The 17236-nt window shown below is 60.8% G+C and carries 15 protein-coding genes; 9 read left to right on the forward strand and 6 right to left on the reverse strand.

What is annotated here, in order from left to right:
• Nucleotides 1-75: 75 nt before the first annotated feature.
• The 8 genes from PYH37_RS04130 (at nt 76) to PYH37_RS04165 (ending at nt 9422) form a co-directional block, all read left to right on the forward strand.
• Nucleotides 76-906 carry an N-formylglutamate amidohydrolase gene (locus tag PYH37_RS04130; protein ID WP_280732157.1) on the forward strand — a complete coding sequence of 277 codons (831 nt, stop codon included), beginning with the start codon at nt 76-78 and terminating at the stop codon, nt 904-906.
• Nucleotides 903-2798: a flavohemoglobin expression-modulating QEGLA motif protein gene (locus PYH37_RS04135; RefSeq protein WP_280732158.1), complete on the forward strand. Its 1896-nt coding sequence runs from the start codon at nt 903-905 to the stop codon at nt 2796-2798. Before PYH37_RS04130 ends, PYH37_RS04135 begins: the two co-directional genes overlap by 4 nt.
• Nucleotides 2799-2807: 9 nt before the next feature.
• A complete protein-coding gene (locus PYH37_RS04140) occupies nt 2808-3854 on the forward strand; it encodes a glutathione synthase (RefSeq protein ID WP_280732159.1) in 1047 nt (348 codons plus the stop codon).
• A 160-nt stretch (nt 3855-4014) separates the two neighbouring features.
• On the forward strand, nt 4015-4977 hold the full coding sequence (gene ytfQ / locus PYH37_RS04145) for a galactofuranose ABC transporter, galactofuranose-binding protein YtfQ (protein WP_280732160.1): 963 nt from the start codon (nt 4015-4017) through the stop codon (nt 4975-4977).
• 175 nt (nt 4978-5152) lie between these two features.
• A complete protein-coding gene (ytfR, locus tag PYH37_RS04150; RefSeq protein ID WP_280732161.1) occupies nt 5153-6670 on the forward strand; it encodes a galactofuranose ABC transporter, ATP-binding protein YtfR in 1518 nt (505 codons plus the stop codon).
• The gene (locus tag PYH37_RS04155) at nt 6667-7692 is read left to right on the forward strand and encodes an ABC transporter permease (RefSeq protein ID WP_280732162.1); all 1026 of its coding nucleotides are present in this window, start codon (nt 6667-6669) and stop codon (nt 7690-7692) included. The genes ytfR and PYH37_RS04155 overlap by 4 nt, the downstream gene beginning before the upstream one ends.
• Nucleotides 7689-8657, forward strand: a complete 969-nt coding sequence (yjfF, locus tag PYH37_RS04160) for a galactofuranose ABC transporter, permease protein YjfF (RefSeq protein WP_280732163.1) — start codon at nt 7689-7691, stop codon at nt 8655-8657. Before PYH37_RS04155 ends, yjfF begins: the two co-directional genes overlap by 4 nt.
• 21 nt (nt 8658-8678) lie before the next feature.
• The gene (locus tag PYH37_RS04165) at nt 8679-9422 is read left to right on the forward strand and encodes a FadR/GntR family transcriptional regulator (RefSeq protein ID WP_280732164.1); all 744 of its coding nucleotides are present in this window, start codon (nt 8679-8681) and stop codon (nt 9420-9422) included.
• Nucleotides 9423-9557: 135 nt separating this feature from the next.
• Here PYH37_RS04165 and PYH37_RS04170 read toward each other — a convergent pair whose 3' ends face one another.
• The 6 genes from PYH37_RS04170 to PYH37_RS04195 all read right to left on the reverse strand — a co-directional run bounded on the left by PYH37_RS04170 (nt 9558) and on the right by PYH37_RS04195 (nt 15781).
• The gene (locus PYH37_RS04170) at nt 9558-10694 is read right to left on the reverse strand and encodes an ABC transporter ATP-binding protein (protein ID WP_280732165.1); all 1137 of its coding nucleotides are present in this window, start codon (nt 10692-10694) and stop codon (nt 9558-9560) included.
• A complete protein-coding gene (locus PYH37_RS04175) occupies nt 10691-11518 on the reverse strand; it encodes a carbohydrate ABC transporter permease (protein ID WP_280732166.1) in 828 nt (275 codons plus the stop codon). The genes PYH37_RS04170 and PYH37_RS04175 overlap by 4 nt, the downstream gene beginning before the upstream one ends.
• Nucleotides 11515-12417: a carbohydrate ABC transporter permease gene (locus PYH37_RS04180; RefSeq protein ID WP_280732167.1), complete on the reverse strand. Its 903-nt coding sequence runs from the start codon at nt 12415-12417 to the stop codon at nt 11515-11517. The genes PYH37_RS04175 and PYH37_RS04180 overlap by 4 nt, the downstream gene beginning before the upstream one ends.
• A gap of 123 nt (nt 12418-12540) precedes the next feature.
• Nucleotides 12541-13773 carry an ABC transporter substrate-binding protein gene (locus PYH37_RS04185; RefSeq protein WP_280732168.1) on the reverse strand — a complete coding sequence of 411 codons (1233 nt, stop codon included), beginning with the start codon at nt 13771-13773 and terminating at the stop codon, nt 12541-12543.
• 61 nt (nt 13774-13834) lie between these two features.
• On the reverse strand, nt 13835-14737 hold the full coding sequence (locus PYH37_RS04190; protein ID WP_280732169.1) for a sugar phosphate isomerase/epimerase family protein: 903 nt from the start codon (nt 14735-14737) through the stop codon (nt 13835-13837).
• A 12-nt stretch (nt 14738-14749) separates the two neighbouring features.
• A complete protein-coding gene (locus PYH37_RS04195) occupies nt 14750-15781 on the reverse strand; it encodes a Gfo/Idh/MocA family protein (RefSeq protein ID WP_280736696.1) in 1032 nt (343 codons plus the stop codon).
• A gap of 130 nt (nt 15782-15911) precedes the next feature.
• On the opposite strand from PYH37_RS04195, the gene PYH37_RS04200 reads away from it, so the two are divergent.
• Nucleotides 15912-16949: a substrate-binding domain-containing protein gene (locus tag PYH37_RS04200; protein ID WP_280732171.1), complete on the forward strand. Its 1038-nt coding sequence runs from the start codon at nt 15912-15914 to the stop codon at nt 16947-16949.
• The last annotated feature ends 287 nt before the right edge of the window (nt 16950-17236 follow it).

The following is a 17236-nucleotide window of genomic DNA, read 5'->3' on the forward strand; positions in this document are numbered from 1 at the left end:
GTACCTGGACCAGCAGTGGTGAAAGCCTCAGCGCGGATGCGGCGCGGCATTGCAGGGCGGTGGAACCGATGGGATATGAACGTATCGTTTGATCCGAACGTGGTTTTGAGCCTGCCTGTCGCCGGCGAATGGTGGACGCAGCACCGCGGTGATTCGCCCGTCGTCGCCACCGCGATCCATAACGGTCACGCGGCGCGGGACGAGGTGAAGAACCTGCTTGCCCTCTCCGACGAAGAGCGGCTGCGAGAGGAAGATCCATTCACCGAGTTCATCATTCGCGACGTTCCGAACCGGATCGTCGTTCATCGATCCCGATTTGAGGTCGACATCAATCGACCGCGCAGCGGAGCCATCTACGTGCGGCCGGAACAGGCCTGGGGACTGAACGTCTGGGCCGCCGACCTGCCCCCGGACGTGATCGAAGCCTCGCTTGCTATGCATAACGAGTATTATGCGATGCTGACATCGTTTCTCGCGGGGATCGAGCGGTGTCACGGACGCTTCGTGGTTCTCGACGTGCACAGCTACAACCACAGGCGCGCCGGCCTTGAGGCAGAGCCGACTACTGCTGCAGAAGCGCCCGATATCAATATCGGTACATTCTCGATGGACCGCCGAAGATGGGCGCCCGTCCTGGACAGCTTCATCGAGGCGCTTCGCTCCTTCGATTTCCCCGGTGGACCGCTCGATGTGCGCGAAAACATCGCCTTTCAGGGACGCGGCGAACAGGTCCGCTTCATCCATGAACGCTTTCCGAAGACCGGCTGCGCGATCGCAGTCGAATTCAAGAAATTCTTCATGGACGAATGGACGGGCGAACCGCACATCGAAGCCCTTGCAGCCCTCAGAAATCTGATTTTATTGACGCTGCCGGCGCTGGTCGAGGCTTTGGGAGCGCAGCGATGAAGCCGGCGAGCGCAGTCGCTTTTGCAGACGCGAGCCCGGATTGGCTGCCAGAGGTCTTGACGGCGATCGAAGAAGGCAAAGCCGTGCGAAAGGAGCTCGCAAACGGCGGGCGCCTCCATATCGATCGGGAGCTTCCCTTTATCTGCATTCACATTTCCAGCGACACGGGAGGGGCGGTCGCCCGCGAAATCGCTCAGGCGAATGCCTCCTATCTCATCGGGCCTGACGCGGCCACGGCCATTCCCATCGTGATTGCGGTCGGTAGGCTGCTGAGCCGTCGCCTCGGGGCATTCATGGTCCTCGAAATGGGTGAACTCGCCCGGGACGAACTTCTGACGGACAAGGCCCCCCACCTGCCGCCCTTCAAGATCGAAGTCACCGCCAGCGGGGAACCGGAGATCCGTGCCGCTGCGCGGGCGTTCGTCAACGCGGCCGAAGCGGTAAAGGGCAAGTTCCGGACGCCGCGCGTCGAATTCCGCGAATGGGCGGATAGTCCGCCAACCGACGTCGGAACGCTGGAGGTGCCCTTCCCTTACATGGCCGTGAGGTTTGCGCCGATCTACCGGCAGCGCGACTCCGGCGGAATCTATCCTGAGATACGCGAGCGCCTAATCGCCAGTATGTTCGATGCCGGCCTGCAAGCCTTCGCTGCCTTCGTCACGGCTACGGAAAGCATGTCGATTACGACGCATCGTGCGCTTGGAAGGAAGGCCTTCATCGATGCCGTGGTGCGCACCGATCGAAGCATCGATGAGGTGGCGTCGACCTTTGATTTTCTTCTGGCTGTCACGCCGATAAACGCCGACGCTGCCTGGAGCGAATTTGCTGCGGGCGATTATGAGCGTGCGCCGCGGTTTCTCTACCGGCCTTTGACGCTGCAGGTGGAGGCCGCGAAGAGAAAGCTCTTCTCGATCCCCTTCGAGCACCTCGAGGATCCCGTCCTCTATCATCTCTATCGTGAAAAGCAGCAAGAACTCGATCTGCAGCTCTCGATGCTTTCCGCCCGTGATACCGCAAAGTTCATCGAATTCGGCCGCGCCCTCTACGGACCCGTCGAGTCGGGGCTGATGCACACGGCAGACGACATTCTGGCGCGTAGCAGCGATGGCGCAGGAGAAGCAGAAACCGACGCGCGGCTCACCGAACGGCGTGCGGACTGCTATTTCGTCGAGAAACAGGCACGCGAGATGGTTGCCGAATATGGGCGGCGTTACGCCGGATTCGAGGCTTGCGTGGAGGTGCGCGACGACCTCCCCGCAGGGTTGCTAGTGTCGGGACAGCGGCTGTTGGTCGCCCGAAGCACGGTCATGGAGGCAGATCGGGTCGAAGCGATTTTAAGCCATGAAGTCGGCGTCCATCTTTTAACCTATTTCAACGGATCGGCCCAAGGCTTACGTCTTTTTCGTTCGGGTCTCGCGGGATACGAAGGCATGCAGGAGGGACTGGCGGTCTTTGCGGAATATTTGTCCGGCGGCATGACGGGCGAGCGATTGCGTCTCATTGCCGCCCGCGTGGTAGCCTGTGCTGCCATGCTCGACGGTGCGTCGTTGCCGGAAGCCTACCGTCTCCTGGTGCATGATCATGGCTTCCTGAAATCGGATGCCTTCAATGTGGTCCTGCGGGTCTATCGCGGCGGCGGCCTCGTCAAGGATGCGATTTACCTGCGCGGGCTACTTCAACTCCTCGAGCACCTGGCAGACGGCGGGGCGCTGGAGCCCTTCTGGATGGGGAAAATCGCCGCCTCCCATTTCGCAGTCATGCAGGAGCTGAACGCCCGCGGTCTGCTTGGTGGGCCGGCGGTGCGCCCTATATTTCTAGACTATCCGGAAGCGCCATCGCGGCTTGCCAGAGCGCATGCGGGAATGTCGCCGCTCGACATGCTGCAACCATAGGAGCCGCAAATGCGGATCGCCTTTTTCGTCAACTCCATTGAAGGCGAGACCACGTATTACACGACGACGTCGCTTGCCTTGGCCGCGCTCGCGCGCGGTCATGAGATCTGTTACGTCACGCCCGGAGATTTCGTGTTGCGCCCCGACGACGGTCTGCTGGTGCGCGCTACGACCTTGAGCGGTTCAAAACCGAAGAAGCCGGAGACATTGCTCAGCGCTCTGAAAGGGGAGCAAGCGAAGATCAGCACGATCGACATGCGCGACGTCCAGGTGCTTTTTCTGAGGAACGATCCCTCCGAGGATGCGGACAAACGTCCGTGGGCGGTGTACGTCGGAACCAACTTCGGACGCTTGGCCGCAGCCCGAGGCGTCATCGTTGTTAACGATCCCGACGGCCTCGCGCTTGCGCAAAACAAGCTTTATTTTCAGGGATTTCCCGAGATTGTTCGACCCACCACTTTAATTTCGAGGAGCATCGAGGAGATCCGCACCTTCATCGATGACCACCCGGATGGCGTTATGCTGAAGCCGCTGCAGGGGTCAGGCGGCAAAAATGTCTTCAAGATCAGGTCCAGCGGCGAGGCCAACCTCAACCAGATTTTCGAGGTCGCGAGCGGTGCGGGATATCTGATCGCCCAGGATTATCTGCCCGAGGCGGTTGGCGGCGATATTCGTTTCTTCCTCATGAATGGTAGGCCGCTTGAGCGCAACGGCATTCATGCCGCTTTCCGGCGCGTGCCGGCCAAAGGCGACGTCAGGTCGAACATGCATGTCAGCGGAACGGCGGAACCAGCCACGATCACACCGCAAATACTGGCCATTGCGGAAAAGCTCCGCCCAAAACTGATAGCGGATGGCATGTTTCTGGTGGGGCTCGATATCGTCGGCAACAAGGTGCTGGAAGCCAACGTCTTCACGCCCGGTGGATTTCCCGAGGTTGCCGCGATCCATGGGGTGGATTTCAGCGAAGACGTCATCATCTCGCTGGAAAACAAGTGGCGTATTCAGCAGCTCTATGGAGGAACGGTGCCGAACCGTACTTTAGCGACTCTTTGAGATGACCGCTTCCCCAGCCTGGAAAATGCATCCATCACACACTTGGCGATGAAATCAGCGGATGGATGATCTTTAATCTCAGATGTGAGTTTACAAAAGTAATATTATATGATTTTTTCTCCATGGCTGCGTGGAGAGCAGCTTTCTTTGGGAGGAAATCATGAAATTCGCCAAGGCACTTGCGAGTGCAACGATCCTTGCTGCCTGCACCTTCGGCAGCGCATCGGCCGCGGAGCTGGTCGTCGGCTTTTCCCAGATCGGATCGGAATCCGGCTGGCGCGCGGCTGAAACGACGCTAACAAAGCAGCAGGCAGAGCAGCGCGGCATTGACCTCAAATTCGCCGATGCGCAGCAGAAGCAGGAAAATCAGCTCAAGGCTATCCGCTCCTTCATCGCGCAGGGCGTGAACGCCATTCTTCTCGCGCCGGTTGTCGCGACCGGCTGGGACGAGGTACTGCAGGAAGCGAAGGACGCGGAAATCCCGGTCATCCTGCTCGATCGAACCGTCGACGCTCCGAAGGAACTGTATCTGACGGCCGTGACCTCCGACCTCGTCCATGAAGGCAGCGTCGCCGGCAAGTGGCTGGCAGAGACGGTCGCCGACAAGCCCTGCAACGTCGTCGAGCTTCAGGGCACGACCGGCTCGTCGCCGGCGATCGACCGCAAGAAGGGCTTCGAGCAGGCGCTCTCCGGCCACGACAACCTGAAGATCATCCGCAGCCAGACCGGCGACTTCACCCGCACGAAGGGTAAGGAAGTCATGGAAAGCTTCCTGAAGGCCGAAGACGGCGGCAAGAACATCTGCGCGCTCTACGCCCATAACGACGACATGGCCGTCGGTGCGATCCAGGCGATCAAGGAAGCCGGCTTGAAACCGGGCAAGGACATTCTCGTCGTCTCGATCGACGCCGTTCCGGATATCTTCCAGGCGATGGCCGCCGGCGAAGCCAACGCGACGGTCGAACTCACGCCGAACATGGCAGGTCCGGCCTTCGACGTGCTCGCGACCTACCTGAAGGACGGCAAGGAGCCGCCGAAGTGGATCCAGACGGAATCGAAGCTTTACACCCAGGCTGACGATCCGATGAAGGTCTACGAGGAAAAGAAGGGCCTCGGATACTGATCTCGCTTTGGGCCCGCGGCACGCCGCCGCGGGCCTTTCATACCCCGAGTGCCCGAGGCGCCTTTCGCGGGCTAAAGAACGCCTGATCCTTGGCGGAGGAACGCAGAGCGCATCCGTCAACTGAAGGTGCTTCCGCTGTCCCCGACGAGCGGGCGGCATTGCAGAGACGGTATCCATGCAGACCAGCAGCGACAATATTCTTTCGGCCGTCCGGATCGAAAAGGGCTTTCCCGGTACGAAGGCCCTGGACAAGGCCGATTTTCACCTGCGGCGCGGCGAGGTCCACGCGCTTCTCGGAGAGAACGGCGCCGGCAAATCGACACTCATCAAATGCCTGACCGGCGCCTATCGTCGGGATGGCGGCAGCATCCTGCTCGACGGCGCCGAGGTCGACCCGCGCGACACCTTTGAAGCCCAGAGGCTGGGCATTGGCACCGTCTACCAGGAAGTGAATCTGCTGCCGAATCTCAGCGTTGCCGAGAACCTCTTTCTCGGCCGGCAGCCGCGACGCTTCGGCATGATCGATACCCGAACCATGAACCGCATGGCGCGCGAGCTTCTGGCAGAGTACGAGCTCGAACTCGATGTCACGCGCGCGCTTGCAAACTATTCGGTGGCGATCCAGCAAGTGGTGGCCATCGCACGGGCCGTCGATCTTTCGGGCAAGGTGCTGATCCTCGACGAGCCGACCGCGAGCCTCGATGCACACGAGGTTGCGATGCTGTTCCGCATCGTCCGGCGCCTCAAGGCGCGTGGGCTCGGCATCATTTTCATCACTCATTTCCTCGAGCAGGTTTACGACATTTCGGACCGCATCACGGTGCTCCGCAATGGACAGCTCGTCGGCACCCGTGAAACGACGGACCTCAGCCGGCGCGATCTGATTGCCATGATGATCGGCCGCGAGCTTGCCGACGAGATTCATGCACCCCACGCGGCCACGACCGAGGGCGAGCTTCGCTATCGGTTCCGGAACTATGGACGGCGCGGACGCATCCAGCCCTTCGATCTCGATGTCAGGGCCGGCGAGGTCATCGGCATAGCCGGCCTACTCGGCTCCGGGCGCACGGAAACGGCCGAGGTGCTCTTCGGCGCCCATCGGGCCGACAGCGGCACGGCGCAAATCGACGGCCACTCGGTCGAGCTTTCCTCGCCTCGCGCTGCCATCCGCCAGAAGTTCGGTTTTTGTCCGGAGGATCGCAAGACCGCCGGGATCGTCGGCGACCTCTCCGTGCGCGAGAATATCGTGCTTGCGCTGCAAGCCAGCCGCGGCTGGACGCGGCCGATCTCGCGTGCAGAACAGAACCGGCTGGCGGACCAATATATTCGGGCGCTCGATATTCGAACCGCCGACCGCGAAAAACCGATCAAGCTGCTTTCCGGCGGCAATCAGCAGAAGGCCATTCTCGCCCGCTGGCTGGCGACCGAGCCGGAATTCCTCATCCTTGATGAACCGACGCGCGGCATCGATGTCGGCGCGCATGCCGAGATCATCAGACTGATCGAAACGCTGCGCGAGAAAGGCATGTCGCTGATCGTGATTTCATCGGAAATAGAAGAATTGGTCGCCTACAGCACACGGGTCATTGTCCTTCGCGACCGCGCTCACGTCGCCGAACTCGATGGCGACCGCATCACCGCGCACAAGATCGTCGAAGCGATCGCCGCAGCCAACGAGCGGGGGGCAGCATGACATCGATCGGCAGGACCTACCTAATGCGGCTGCTGCCGCAACTGATCGCGCTGGCCACCGTTCTGATAGGAATTTCAATCGTATTCCCAGGTTTCCTCAACCTCGAAATACAGAATGACCGCCTCTATGGCAGCCTGATCGACATCCTCAACCGCGGCGCGCCTGTCGTGCTCCTGGCGATCGGGATGACGGTCGTCATCGCCACAAAGGGGATCGATCTGTCTGTCGGCGCCGTAATGGCGATTTGCGGCGCGGTCTCTGCCTCCTTGATCACCTCCGGCCATTCGCTTGCCGAAACGCTTCTGATCACGCTTTCGGTCGGCGTCTTTTGCGGCATCTGGAACGGAATCCTGGTTGCAGTGCTCGACATCCAGCCGATCATCGCGACGCTCGTGCTGATGGTCGCCGGGCGGGGAATCGCCCAGCTCATCACCGAAGGCGCGATCCTCACCTTCAATGATCCAGGCCTCATCTTCATCGGCAGCGGCTCTTTCGCCGGCTTGCCCATGCCGGTGGTGACCTGGCTGATCTTTGGGATCATCGTCGCCTTGCTCGTCAGGCAGACGGCGCTCGGCATGCTGATTGAGGCGATCGGCGTCAATCGCCAGGCGAGCACGCTCTCGGGCGTATTCACCCCCGTGCTTCTGATCGCCGCCTATGTGCTATCCGGCCTGTGCGCCGCGATCGCCGGCGTCATCGCCGCGGCCGACATCAGGGGCGCCGACGCGAACAATGCCGGGCTGTGGCTGGAGCTCGACGCCATCCTAGCGGTGGTGGTCGGGGGTACCTCGCTGCTCGGCGGACGCTTCAGCATCGCTGCGTCGGTGCTCGGCGCGATCATCATTCAGTCGATCAACACCGGCATCCTGCTTTCCGGCTTTCCGCCGGAGTTCAACCTCATCATCAAGGCGGCGATCATCGTCTTCATCCTGGTGCTCCAGTCGCCCCGTTTCCGCAGCGCCTTCACATTCGTGAACATACCGAGGGCAGCCGGCAAACCGACCGAGCGAGAAGCAAAATGAAGCAGAGATATCTTCCGCTTACGGCAACGATCCTAATCTTCATCCTGAGCTACGCGCTTTGCGTCGCCCAATATCCGAACATGCTTTCCACGCGGGTGATCGGCAACCTTCTGACCGACAATGCCTTCCTCGGCATTGCCGCCGTCGGAATGACCTTCGTCATTCTTTCGGGCGGCATCGATCTCTCCATCGGCGCGGTGATCGCCTTTACCGGCGTGTTTCTGGCCGTCGTTCTCGAACATGGGGGCATGCACCCGCTGACGGCCTTCGCGCTTGTTCTCACCATCACCACGCTTTTCGGAGCGTTGATGGGAGCGATCATCCACTATCTCGAGATGCCTGCGTTCATCGTCACGCTTGCCGGAATGTTTCTCGCCCGCGGCATGGCTTTCGTGCTCTCGATCGATTCCATTCCGATCAAGCATCCGTTCTATGCGACGTTGAAGGGTCTCTATTACAAACTGCCCGGTGGAGGCCGGATCACGCTCATCGGCGGCTTGATGCTTCTCGTCTTTGCCGTCGGCATTCTGATCGCGCACCGGACCCGCTTCGGTACGAACGTCTACGCCCTTGGCGGCGGTGCGCCGACGGCGAAGCTCATGGGCGTCCCGGTCGCGGGCACGACGATCAGGATCTATGCGTTTTCGGGACTGCTCGCGGGGCTCTCCGGCATCGTCTTTTCGCTCTATACCTCGGCCGGCTATTCACTTGCTGCGGTTGGCGTCGAACTTGATGCGATCACGGCTGTCGTCATCGGCGGCACGCTTTTGACCGGCGGCTCCGGCTTTGTCGCCGGAACGCTGGTCGGCATCTTCATCCAGGGACTTATCCAGACCTACATCACCTTTGATGGAACGCTTTCGAGCTGGTGGACGAAAATTCTTATCGGCCTGCTCCTGTTTGCTTTCATCCTCCTGCAGAAGGGCATCATCCACCTGTCGCGCCCCGACCGGCAGCACGCATGACGAGGTGGAGGGCCATGTGAAATGCCTTCGTCAGGTTTCGTCAATCAACCGGGCAAGAGGACAAGCCATCGGCTCGTCGTAGACGAGTTAGGCCAGGCGGTCGTCGGCGGCGAATTCGCCGTCGGCGACATCCTTCCCGGTGATACGGAACTTGCCGCGCGCTTCAACGTATCCCGTACCGTCCTGCGCGAGGCGATGAAGACGCTTGCCGCCAAGGGGCTCGTGGTCGCCCGCGCGCGGATCGGCACGCGCGTCCTACCACGGGCGAGCTGGAATCTCTTCGACAGCGACGTGCTGGCCTGGCATTTCAATGCCGGTGTAAACGAGGATTTCCTGCACCATGTGAGCGAGGTGCGCCTGGCTCTCGAACCCTATGCGGCAAGTCTCGCGGCCCGCCGTGCGACGGATGCGGACATCGCCCGGATGATGCGGCTTGCCGTTGCGATGGGTGACGCCGACCACAGTGCCCAGACGCTGGCCAGGGCCGACCTCGAGTTTCACCTTCGCCTGCTGGAAGCCTCGCTCAATCCGTTCATGCGCACCGTCGGGAGCCTGATCGAAGCCGCGCTGGTGGGGGTTTTCAGACTGACGAGCCCCACCGCTGATGAGGCCGAGATCGATCGTGTCGCGATGGCGCACATCCGCATCGTCGAGGAAATCCGCCGCCGAAACGAGGAAGGAGCACGCAGCGCCATGGAGCATGTGATCCGGGTGGGGCAGGAACGTTTGATCCTGAATCTCCGAACGCAAACGACCTCTCCCTAGTCTAGGTCAGTCGCACCTCGAGGGGTCAGTCAGCCCCGAACGCATAAACGTGAGCAATTTCGAAAGTGAGGAACGGCGACATCCGCGCCGAGCGCCCACACGCGTTCTCCGTGATCGGGCGCTCGCGGCGGACAGCTATCTCGTCTCCTCTGCAAGGTGGAGACGCCGGATTGAGCCGGCATCGCTGCGGGCCTCGTTTGCTTCAATGCGCGTACCCGATTCGGCATCGAAGAAATGCAATTTTGCCGGCTCTATCGCCAGGCCGACGATCTCGCCGCTTGCGACATCCCGTCGCCCGGTCTCCACCACCGTCAGTTCCGGCTGCGTCGCGGAGGCGATGAAGGTCGCCGAACCGGTGGATTCGACGATGCCGACGGGAACGTCGAAGGCCCCCTGCCCGTCGGCGACGATCTTGATGTGCTCGGGCCGGATTCCGACGGTGATTGCAGTACCCGGGGGCAGCGCATCGGTGAATGGCAGCCTCGCCCGCGTTGCCCCGAAGTCGAGGATCACGTGCGTGCCGCCTTCACCGACGATCGCCGGGATGAAGTTCATCGCCGGCGAGCCGATGAAGCCTGCGACAAATTTGTTCGCCGGCCTATCATAGAGATCAAGCGGTCGGCCCTGCTGTTCGATCACCCCGTCGCGCATGACGACGACGTGGTCCGCCATGGTCATCGCCTCGATCTGATCATGCGTGACATAGACCGAGGTGGCGCGCAGGCGGTCATGCAGCGCCCGGATTTCCTTGCGCATGTGCACCCGGAGCGCCGCGTCGAGATTCGAGAGCGGTTCGTCGAACAGGAAGGCCTTCGGATGACGGATGATGGCGCGGCTCATAGCCACGCGCTGGCGCTGGCCGCCCGAGAGCTCGCGGGGATAGCGCTTCATCAGATGCGAGAGGCCGGTTGTCGCTGCCACTTCTTCGGCCGCCTTGCGCGCTTCTGCCTTCTTTACGCCGCGGATGCGCAGACTGTAGGTGAGGTTTTCCTCCACGGTCATGTGCGGATAAAGCGCATAGGACTGGAAGACCATCGCGACGTCCCGCTTGCGCGGCGGAACGTTGGTCATCAGCGCGCCGGCGATCTTCATGTCGCCGGTCGAGATCTTCTCCAGACCAGCGAGCGAGCGCAACAGCGTGGATTTGCCGCAGCCGGAAGGGCCGACGAGGGCGACGAAGGTCCCCTCCTCTATCGCGAGATTGATGTCTTTCAGCGCGTGAAAGGAACCGTAGTACTTGTTGACGCCGTTGAGCTCGATCTGAAGTGTCATTTGAGGGCTCCCGAAGTGAGGCCGGAAACGATGCGGCGCTGCAAGAGGACGAAGGCGGCGAGGATGGGCGTCACATAGATCGTGGCATAAGCCATGATGTTGTTCCATTCATTGGTGTTCGGCCCCATGAAGGTGTTGAGCCCGACGCTTGCAGGCTGTAACTCGACGGCCTGGATCATCGACTTCGAATAGACGAACTCGCCGAAAGCCTGCATGAAGATCAGGATCGCGCTGACCAGGATGCCGTTTCTCGCAAGCGGCAGGACGATATTGAAGAATGCGCCAATGCGCGAATTGCCGTCGACGAGCGCCGCCTCCTCGAGTTCCATCGGTACGTTCATGAAGGTCGCGCGCACCAGTACGACGAAGAAGGGCATGCTCTTTGCGGCGATCGCCAGGATGACCGCGAAGCGCGGCGTGTCGAGCAGGCCGACTTGGGAGAACCCGACGAAGATCGGCGTGATCATCAAGGAAGCGGGCAACACCTGCAGCATCAGGATCAAGAAGAGGCCGATATCCACCCAGATATTGCGATAGCGCGCGAGCACATAGGCGCAGCCGACGCCAAGCACCGCAATGAGCGACACGGCGCCAATGGCAATGACCAGCGAGTTCCACAGGTAACGCCCCATGTTGCGGCTTTCCCAAACGTAGGAGTAGATGCTCCATTGCGGCTCGCTCGGCCAGAATTTCGGCGGGGTCGCGAACATCGCCGAGCCGGTCTTCAGCGCCGTGATGTACATCCAGTAGAGCGGGAAGAGGTAGATGGCCGCGAGTACGAGCGCGACCGCGAACATCAGCCGATTGCGGAAATGATCACTCATCCTCGAACCTCATGGCGGGTGGAGCGCACATAGACGACGGAAGCGAACATGACGAAGACGATCATGATCACCGAGATCGTCGCGCCCTTGGCAAAGTCGTACTGCCGGAAGGAAAGATCCCAGGCCCAGTATTGCGTGACATTCGACGTGTTGTTGGGACCGCCCGAGGTGATCGCGGCGAAGAGGTCGAACTGCTGCAGCGTGAAGATCAGCCCGAGTGCGATGATCGCGCCGATCGTCGAGCGCATCATCGGCAGCGTGATTGTCCAGAAACGCTGGAGCGCATTGGCGCCGTCGAGTTCGGCCGCCTCGTAAAGATCCTTCGGTATGCCCGAAAGCCCGACCGAGAGCAGGATCATGTTGAAGGACGTCCCGAGCCAGATATTGGCGATGATCACCGCCCAGAGCGAATAGTTCGGATCGGAGCGCCAGAAGATGTTGCCGTCGATGACGCCGGTCTCGCGCAGGAGAAAATTGAGGACGCCGAAGTCGCCCGACAGGATCCAGTTCCAGATGGCGCCGACGACAAGGCCCGGCATGACCCAGGAGACGAGGAAGAGGCCGCGCAGCCACGAAGCGCCGGGGAAATTGACCCAGAAGAACAGCGCGAGCCCGAAGCCGATGAGGAATTGCCCGGCGATGGAAGCGCTGACGAAGAGCGCCGTGTTGAAGAGGATGGGCCGGGTTTCGGGCTGCGAGAAAAGATCGACATAGTTCTTGAAGCCCACGAACGGCCGCAAGAAGCTGCCGAGGCTGAACATGTCGACTTCCTGGAAGCTCATCACCACGTTGTAGACGAGCGGCAACCCGGACATGACGAACAGGAAGGCGAGCGGCAACACGACGAGGCCGATGTCGAAGCCCTTTCCGTCCGTCACACTGGCTAGAATTCTCTTCATTGGCGATCCCCTTCCCTGAGGCGATCTCGGCCGAAGCCGACGATCGCCTCCTCCGGGAGGAAACGAAGGCGGATCTTGATCCGCCGGTGAATGCCTACCGCCGCTGCGCAAGCGGCGGACTTCTCAACCCTGAACCGCCTTGATCTTCTCTGCCGCCTGATCAAGCGCTTCCTTGGAGCTCATCTGGCCGGTCAAAGCCGCCTGGATCGCGTCCTGGATCGCCTTGGAGATCTTCGGCCAGGCCGGATGCGGACCGCGGGGCTTGGCGTGTTTCAGTTGTTCGACAAAGACGTTTAGCGCCGCATCCTTCAACGGTTCGCCGGTCGGCGGAATGGAGATGTCGGAACGGGCCGGCAACTGGCCGAAGTCCTTGAACATCCTGTTGTCCTGCGAGACGAAATATTCGAGGACCTTGAAGGCTTCTGCCGGATGCTCGGTATTGGCGAAGATCGCCCAGTTGAAATCGCCCATCGCCGAGGAACGTTCGGCGCCCACTTCCGGCACGGGCAGCAGCGCCACGCCCCAGTCGAACTTCGCCTCCTCGATCATGCGGTCGAGTTCCCAGGGACCTGAGATCGCCATCGCGGCATTGCCGGAGTTGAAGGTACCGGTCGAGTCCCATTGGCTGCGCGTCAGCGTGTCCGGAGAAGCGAGCTTCTCGTCAATGATCTTTTTCCAGATGTCGAGCGCCTTGACCGCACCCTCGGCATTAATGTTGTCGTAGCTGCCGCCGGCCATCTGTGCCCAGGGAAGGAATTGGAACGTTCCCTCCTCGTTCGCCTTGGCGGAGAAGGTGATGCCGTAGACGTTCGCGGCGGGATCCGTCAGCTTGCGCGCGGCCTCCACGAGTTCGTCCCAGGTCTGAGGCGGCTTGTTTGGGTCAAGGCCTTTCGCCTTGAACATGTCCTTGTTGTAGTAGAGAGCGATCGTATTGGTTGCCTTGGGAATACCGTAGTATTTACCATCCCATGTCACGGAGGCGAGCGGCCCCGGAAAGTAGTTTTCCGGTTTTACGACTGTGGATTTCGCAATCATGTCGGTGAGGTCGAGAAATGCGCCGCGCGAGGAAAAGAGCGCATGCTCCGGATTGTCGACCGCGATGATATCCGGCGCCTGTCCCGTCGAGTAGGCCCGCATCGCCTCGCTGACGACGTCGTCGAACTGGATCTGGCGATATTCAACTTTAATTCCGGTGTTGAGCTTATTGAAATCCTTGATCAAGTTTGGCGCGGGCTGAATGTCTCTGTCCAACGACCAGACGCTGATCGTGACATCTTCCGCGCTCGCGGAAAAAGCCGACAAGGAAACGCTGGCAAGCGCCAGGGCGCCCAGAATTGCGGATCTGCGGATACCCATAATCTCCTCCTTTGTGGTTGTCCCGCGACCGGCATCCTCCATGCCGGTCGTCAGGCATGTCTCAAGCTGGATCGGTGACGAAATCGCCGCCGCGGCAGGTCTTCAGATAATTGAGCGCGTGTACCTGGCCGGTCATTTCGAGCGCATCACGATAGACTGGGTCGTGCCAGCCTTCGATGTCGACCGAACCGGACCAGCCGGCGAGCCGCAGTTCCGAGATGATGTCGGTCCAGTTGCTGTCGCCGAAGCCCGGCGTGCGCATGAAGACGAATTTTTCTTTGCCGAAGATGCCATGCTCGCGGATGACGTCCCAGCGAATGGTCGCGTCCTTTCCATGCACATGGAAAATCTTGTGCGCCCACTTGCGGATCTGCGGCAGCGGGTCAATCAGATAGACCATCTGATGGCAGGGCTCCCATTCCAGCCCGATGTGATCGTCCGGGGTCTCGTTGAAGATTAGTTCCCAGGCGTCCGGGTTATGGGCGATGTTCCAATCTCCCGTCGCCCAGTTACCGTCCATGGCGCAGTTCTCGAAAGCGATCTTCACGCCCCTGTCAGCGGCGCGCTGGGCAAGCTCGCGCCAGACCTTACGGTAGCGCGGTAGGCTATCCGTAAGCGGCCTGTTGCGGACGCGGCCCGTAAAGCCGGCGACGCAGGTCGCGCCGAAATGGTGGGCGTTGTCGATGCAATCCTTCCAGCCTTGCAGCGTCTGCAGGTCGAGGTCGGTCTCTTCCAACGGATTGCCGAACATACCGAGCGTCGAGATCGTGATATCGCGGTCGCCGATCGCCTCCTGGCAGCGCTTGCCGAGTTCGGCGAGATCCTGCCCGTTGGTGGTCTGCCAGAAGAAGGGCTCGAAACTTTCAAAGCCCAGGTCTGCGATCTGACCGATGCGCTTCGCCGCCTCGCCCTTGGTGGCGCTCACCATGGTGCCGATGCGGATGGATTTGGCCAGGTTGCTCATCAGGTGCCTCGTTCAGATTGTCACGCGCTGCCGGGTGCGGGCGCTCTCGATCGCAGCAAACACCATGGCCAGGCTGTTGATATTGTCGTTGCTCGCCGTCTCCGGTTTTTGGCCGGTGTGGATCGCAGCAACGAAATCGGCGATCACGCTGGCATGCCCATGCGTTTCCCGCGGGTCGGCCGGTTCCGGAACCTCGATCGGCGAAAGTTCGCGCAGGAAGCCATCGCTGCCGGCGACCTTATGGGCCCGAAAGTTCTCGGCTCCGTCCCAAAGCAGCGTGCCCCGGGTAGCCACGATCCGCCACTCGCTCTCCCAACTCGTATTGGCTCCTTCGGCGCACCACGAACCGCGATATGTGAAGGTCACATCGTCCGAAAGTTCGAAGATTGCCGTCGCGGCTGCGCCATGCTGATACCAGGAGCCGCGCGGATTGTTCTCATGGCAGTAGACAGCGAGCGGCTTCTTGTCGGCGATGAAGCGGGCGGCGTCGAACGTGTGGATCGCCATGTCCAGAAGCAGCACGTTATCCATCTCTTCGCGAAAGCCGCCGAAATGGGCGCCGATGAAGAAGTCGGCGTGGATGCCTGTCACCTCGCCAATCGCGCCGCTTTCGATGAACCGGCGTATGCGGCGCACGCCTGAAATGAAACGGCGGTTCTGGACGACGGCGTGCAGCTTGCCGGCTTCGTCGGCGAGCCGGATCAGTTCCCGGCCGGCCTGAAGCGAGATCGCCATCGGTTTCTCGCTGAGCACATGACATCCATGCCGGAGGCCGGTAGCGACCACATTGCGACGAGCAGCGGGAACGACGATGTCGAACAGGATGTCGGGTGTGGTTTCGGCCAAGACCGCATCGAGATCCGACCCGATAAGCGCATCCCCGATGTCAAAATCCGCGGCAAGCGCGCGAGCGGCCTCAGGGTTCACATCGACGAGCCCGACGATACGAATTGCTGAGTGAAGATCGCGGTTTGCGGCAATCGCCTTGAGCCAGCCTTTGGCCATGGCTCCGCACCCGCACAGAACTGCGCGCAAAATCAAGATTCTCCTCCCACGACCTACGATTCCGTCTTGTTTCGGCGACCGTAAACGTTTACGGAACTATGCGGAGATTCCGAAACATGTCAATAGGGATTCGGAAATGAGCGGGAGAGCGAAGGAGGAACCGCCCCGGATGAAAGGAATTCGGCGCCTTGCGCATCATCTCGACATCTCGATCGGAACGGTCTCCCGAGCGCTGAACGGTCGCCCCGACGTCAACGAAGAGACGCGCAAACGCGTGCTGCAAGCTGCCGAGGATTTCGGCTACGTGCCGAACCAGTCGGGCCGCAGCCTCAGGCAGGGAACGACCAACATCATCGGCTTCATGATTCAAACCGGGTCGGAGATCACGGGCCAGGGCGACACGTTCTTCATGAGCGTTTTCGACGGTGTCCAGGTGGTGTTTGCCCGGCACAAGCTTGATCTTGTCGCCCTGCTCTGCTCCTCCGAGGAGGATCCGGGCGACTATTTGCGCCGCGTCGTAGCGCGCGGGTTTGCGGACGGGCTGATCCTTTCGGCGACCCAGCGCCATGACCCTCGGATCGAATTCCTGGCGGAGCGCAACATTCCCTTCGTGACGCTTGGCCGAAGCCTGACGGATGCCGGCCAGCCCTGGCTCGATCTCGATTTCGAGGGCATGGCGCAAGCATCGATCGATCGGCTGGTCGCCCGTGGGCACCGGCGGATCGCCATCACCCGGCCGCACGACGATGTCAACCTCGGCTATGTCTTCGTCGATCGTTGCCGGGAGGCTCTGGCAGCGCACGGTTTGACGCTAGAAGACGACCTGATCTTCCGCTCGACGCCGAACGAAGCTGGCGGTTATCAGATAGGCCGTGACCTTCTCGCGCTCGACGACCGCCCGACGGCGATCCTGCTGATCAACGAAACGATCGCGGTCGGCTTCTACCAAGCACTTTCGGAGGCAGGGATCAGGCCCGGCCGCGACATTGCCGTCATCGGCCGCTACAGTCCGCACGCGCATTTCCTCTCGCCGCCGCTCACCTGCTTTCGCCTCTCGTTGCGCGATCTTGGTATTGCGCTGGCGGAGACGCTGCTCTCGAGCATGCCGGCTTTCCGGCATCACTACCCGCATGCGACAGCCAATCAGCTTTGGCCGATGGAACTGGTGGAAGGTGAAAGCGACGCTTTTCAGATCCACCAGTCCTGAGTGCTTGCTAACGCCTCATTGCAATCCGGAATTGTAATTGCTCCAACCTTCAGCTTGAAGACGTTAATTCGCCAGATTTGAAATGTAACGGCGGCTGGTGTGGATCAATTCGCTGGTCCGCGCTTTGTAGCATCAATGAACGCTGTCGGTTCTGGACCGTGTCTCTTGTTGGAGAATTGGCGACCGTTCCTTGTCGATCACGAGGGCTTCGTGTCCGGCTCGATCCGATATCGAGAACGTGGTCGATTCCAAGAGGTTAGAGCGGGATCCGGACCGAAGCTGTGTCC

This window comes from Sinorhizobium numidicum (genome assembly GCF_029892045.1).
GTDB lineage: Bacteria > Pseudomonadota > Alphaproteobacteria > Rhizobiales > Rhizobiaceae > Sinorhizobium > Sinorhizobium numidicum.

Coding starts and splice junctions, on each gene's coding strand:
- yjfF (WP_280732163.1), top strand. CDS start 7,689: ATGAAGCAGAGATATCTTCCGCTTACGGCAACGATCCTAATCTTCATC.
- ytfQ (WP_280732160.1), top strand. CDS start 4,015: ATGAAATTCGCCAAGGCACTTGCGAGTGCAACGATCCTTGCTGCCTGC.
- PYH37_RS04155 (WP_280732162.1), top strand. CDS start 6,667: ATGACATCGATCGGCAGGACCTACCTAATGCGGCTGCTGCCGCAACTG.
- PYH37_RS04200 (WP_280732171.1), top strand. CDS start 15,912: ATGAAAGGAATTCGGCGCCTTGCGCATCATCTCGACATCTCGATCGGA.
- PYH37_RS04165 (WP_280732164.1), top strand. CDS start 8,679: ATGCCTTCGTCAGGTTTCGTCAATCAACCGGGCAAGAGGACAAGCCAT.
- PYH37_RS04190 (WP_280732169.1), bottom strand. CDS start 14,737: ATGAGCAACCTGGCCAAATCCATCCGCATCGGCACCATGGTGAGCGCC.
- PYH37_RS04185 (WP_280732168.1), bottom strand. CDS start 13,773: ATGGGTATCCGCAGATCCGCAATTCTGGGCGCCCTGGCGCTTGCCAGC.
- PYH37_RS04180 (WP_280732167.1), bottom strand. CDS start 12,417: ATGAAGAGAATTCTAGCCAGTGTGACGGACGGAAAGGGCTTCGACATC.
- PYH37_RS04140 (WP_280732159.1), top strand. CDS start 2,808: ATGCGGATCGCCTTTTTCGTCAACTCCATTGAAGGCGAGACCACGTAT.
- PYH37_RS04130 (WP_280732157.1), top strand. CDS start 76: ATGAACGTATCGTTTGATCCGAACGTGGTTTTGAGCCTGCCTGTCGCC.
- ytfR (WP_280732161.1), top strand. CDS start 5,153: ATGCAGACCAGCAGCGACAATATTCTTTCGGCCGTCCGGATCGAAAAG.
- PYH37_RS04170 (WP_280732165.1), bottom strand. CDS start 10,694: ATGACACTTCAGATCGAGCTCAACGGCGTCAACAAGTACTACGGTTCC.
- PYH37_RS04135 (WP_280732158.1), top strand. CDS start 903: ATGAAGCCGGCGAGCGCAGTCGCTTTTGCAGACGCGAGCCCGGATTGG.
- PYH37_RS04175 (WP_280732166.1), bottom strand. CDS start 11,518: ATGAGTGATCATTTCCGCAATCGGCTGATGTTCGCGGTCGCGCTCGTA.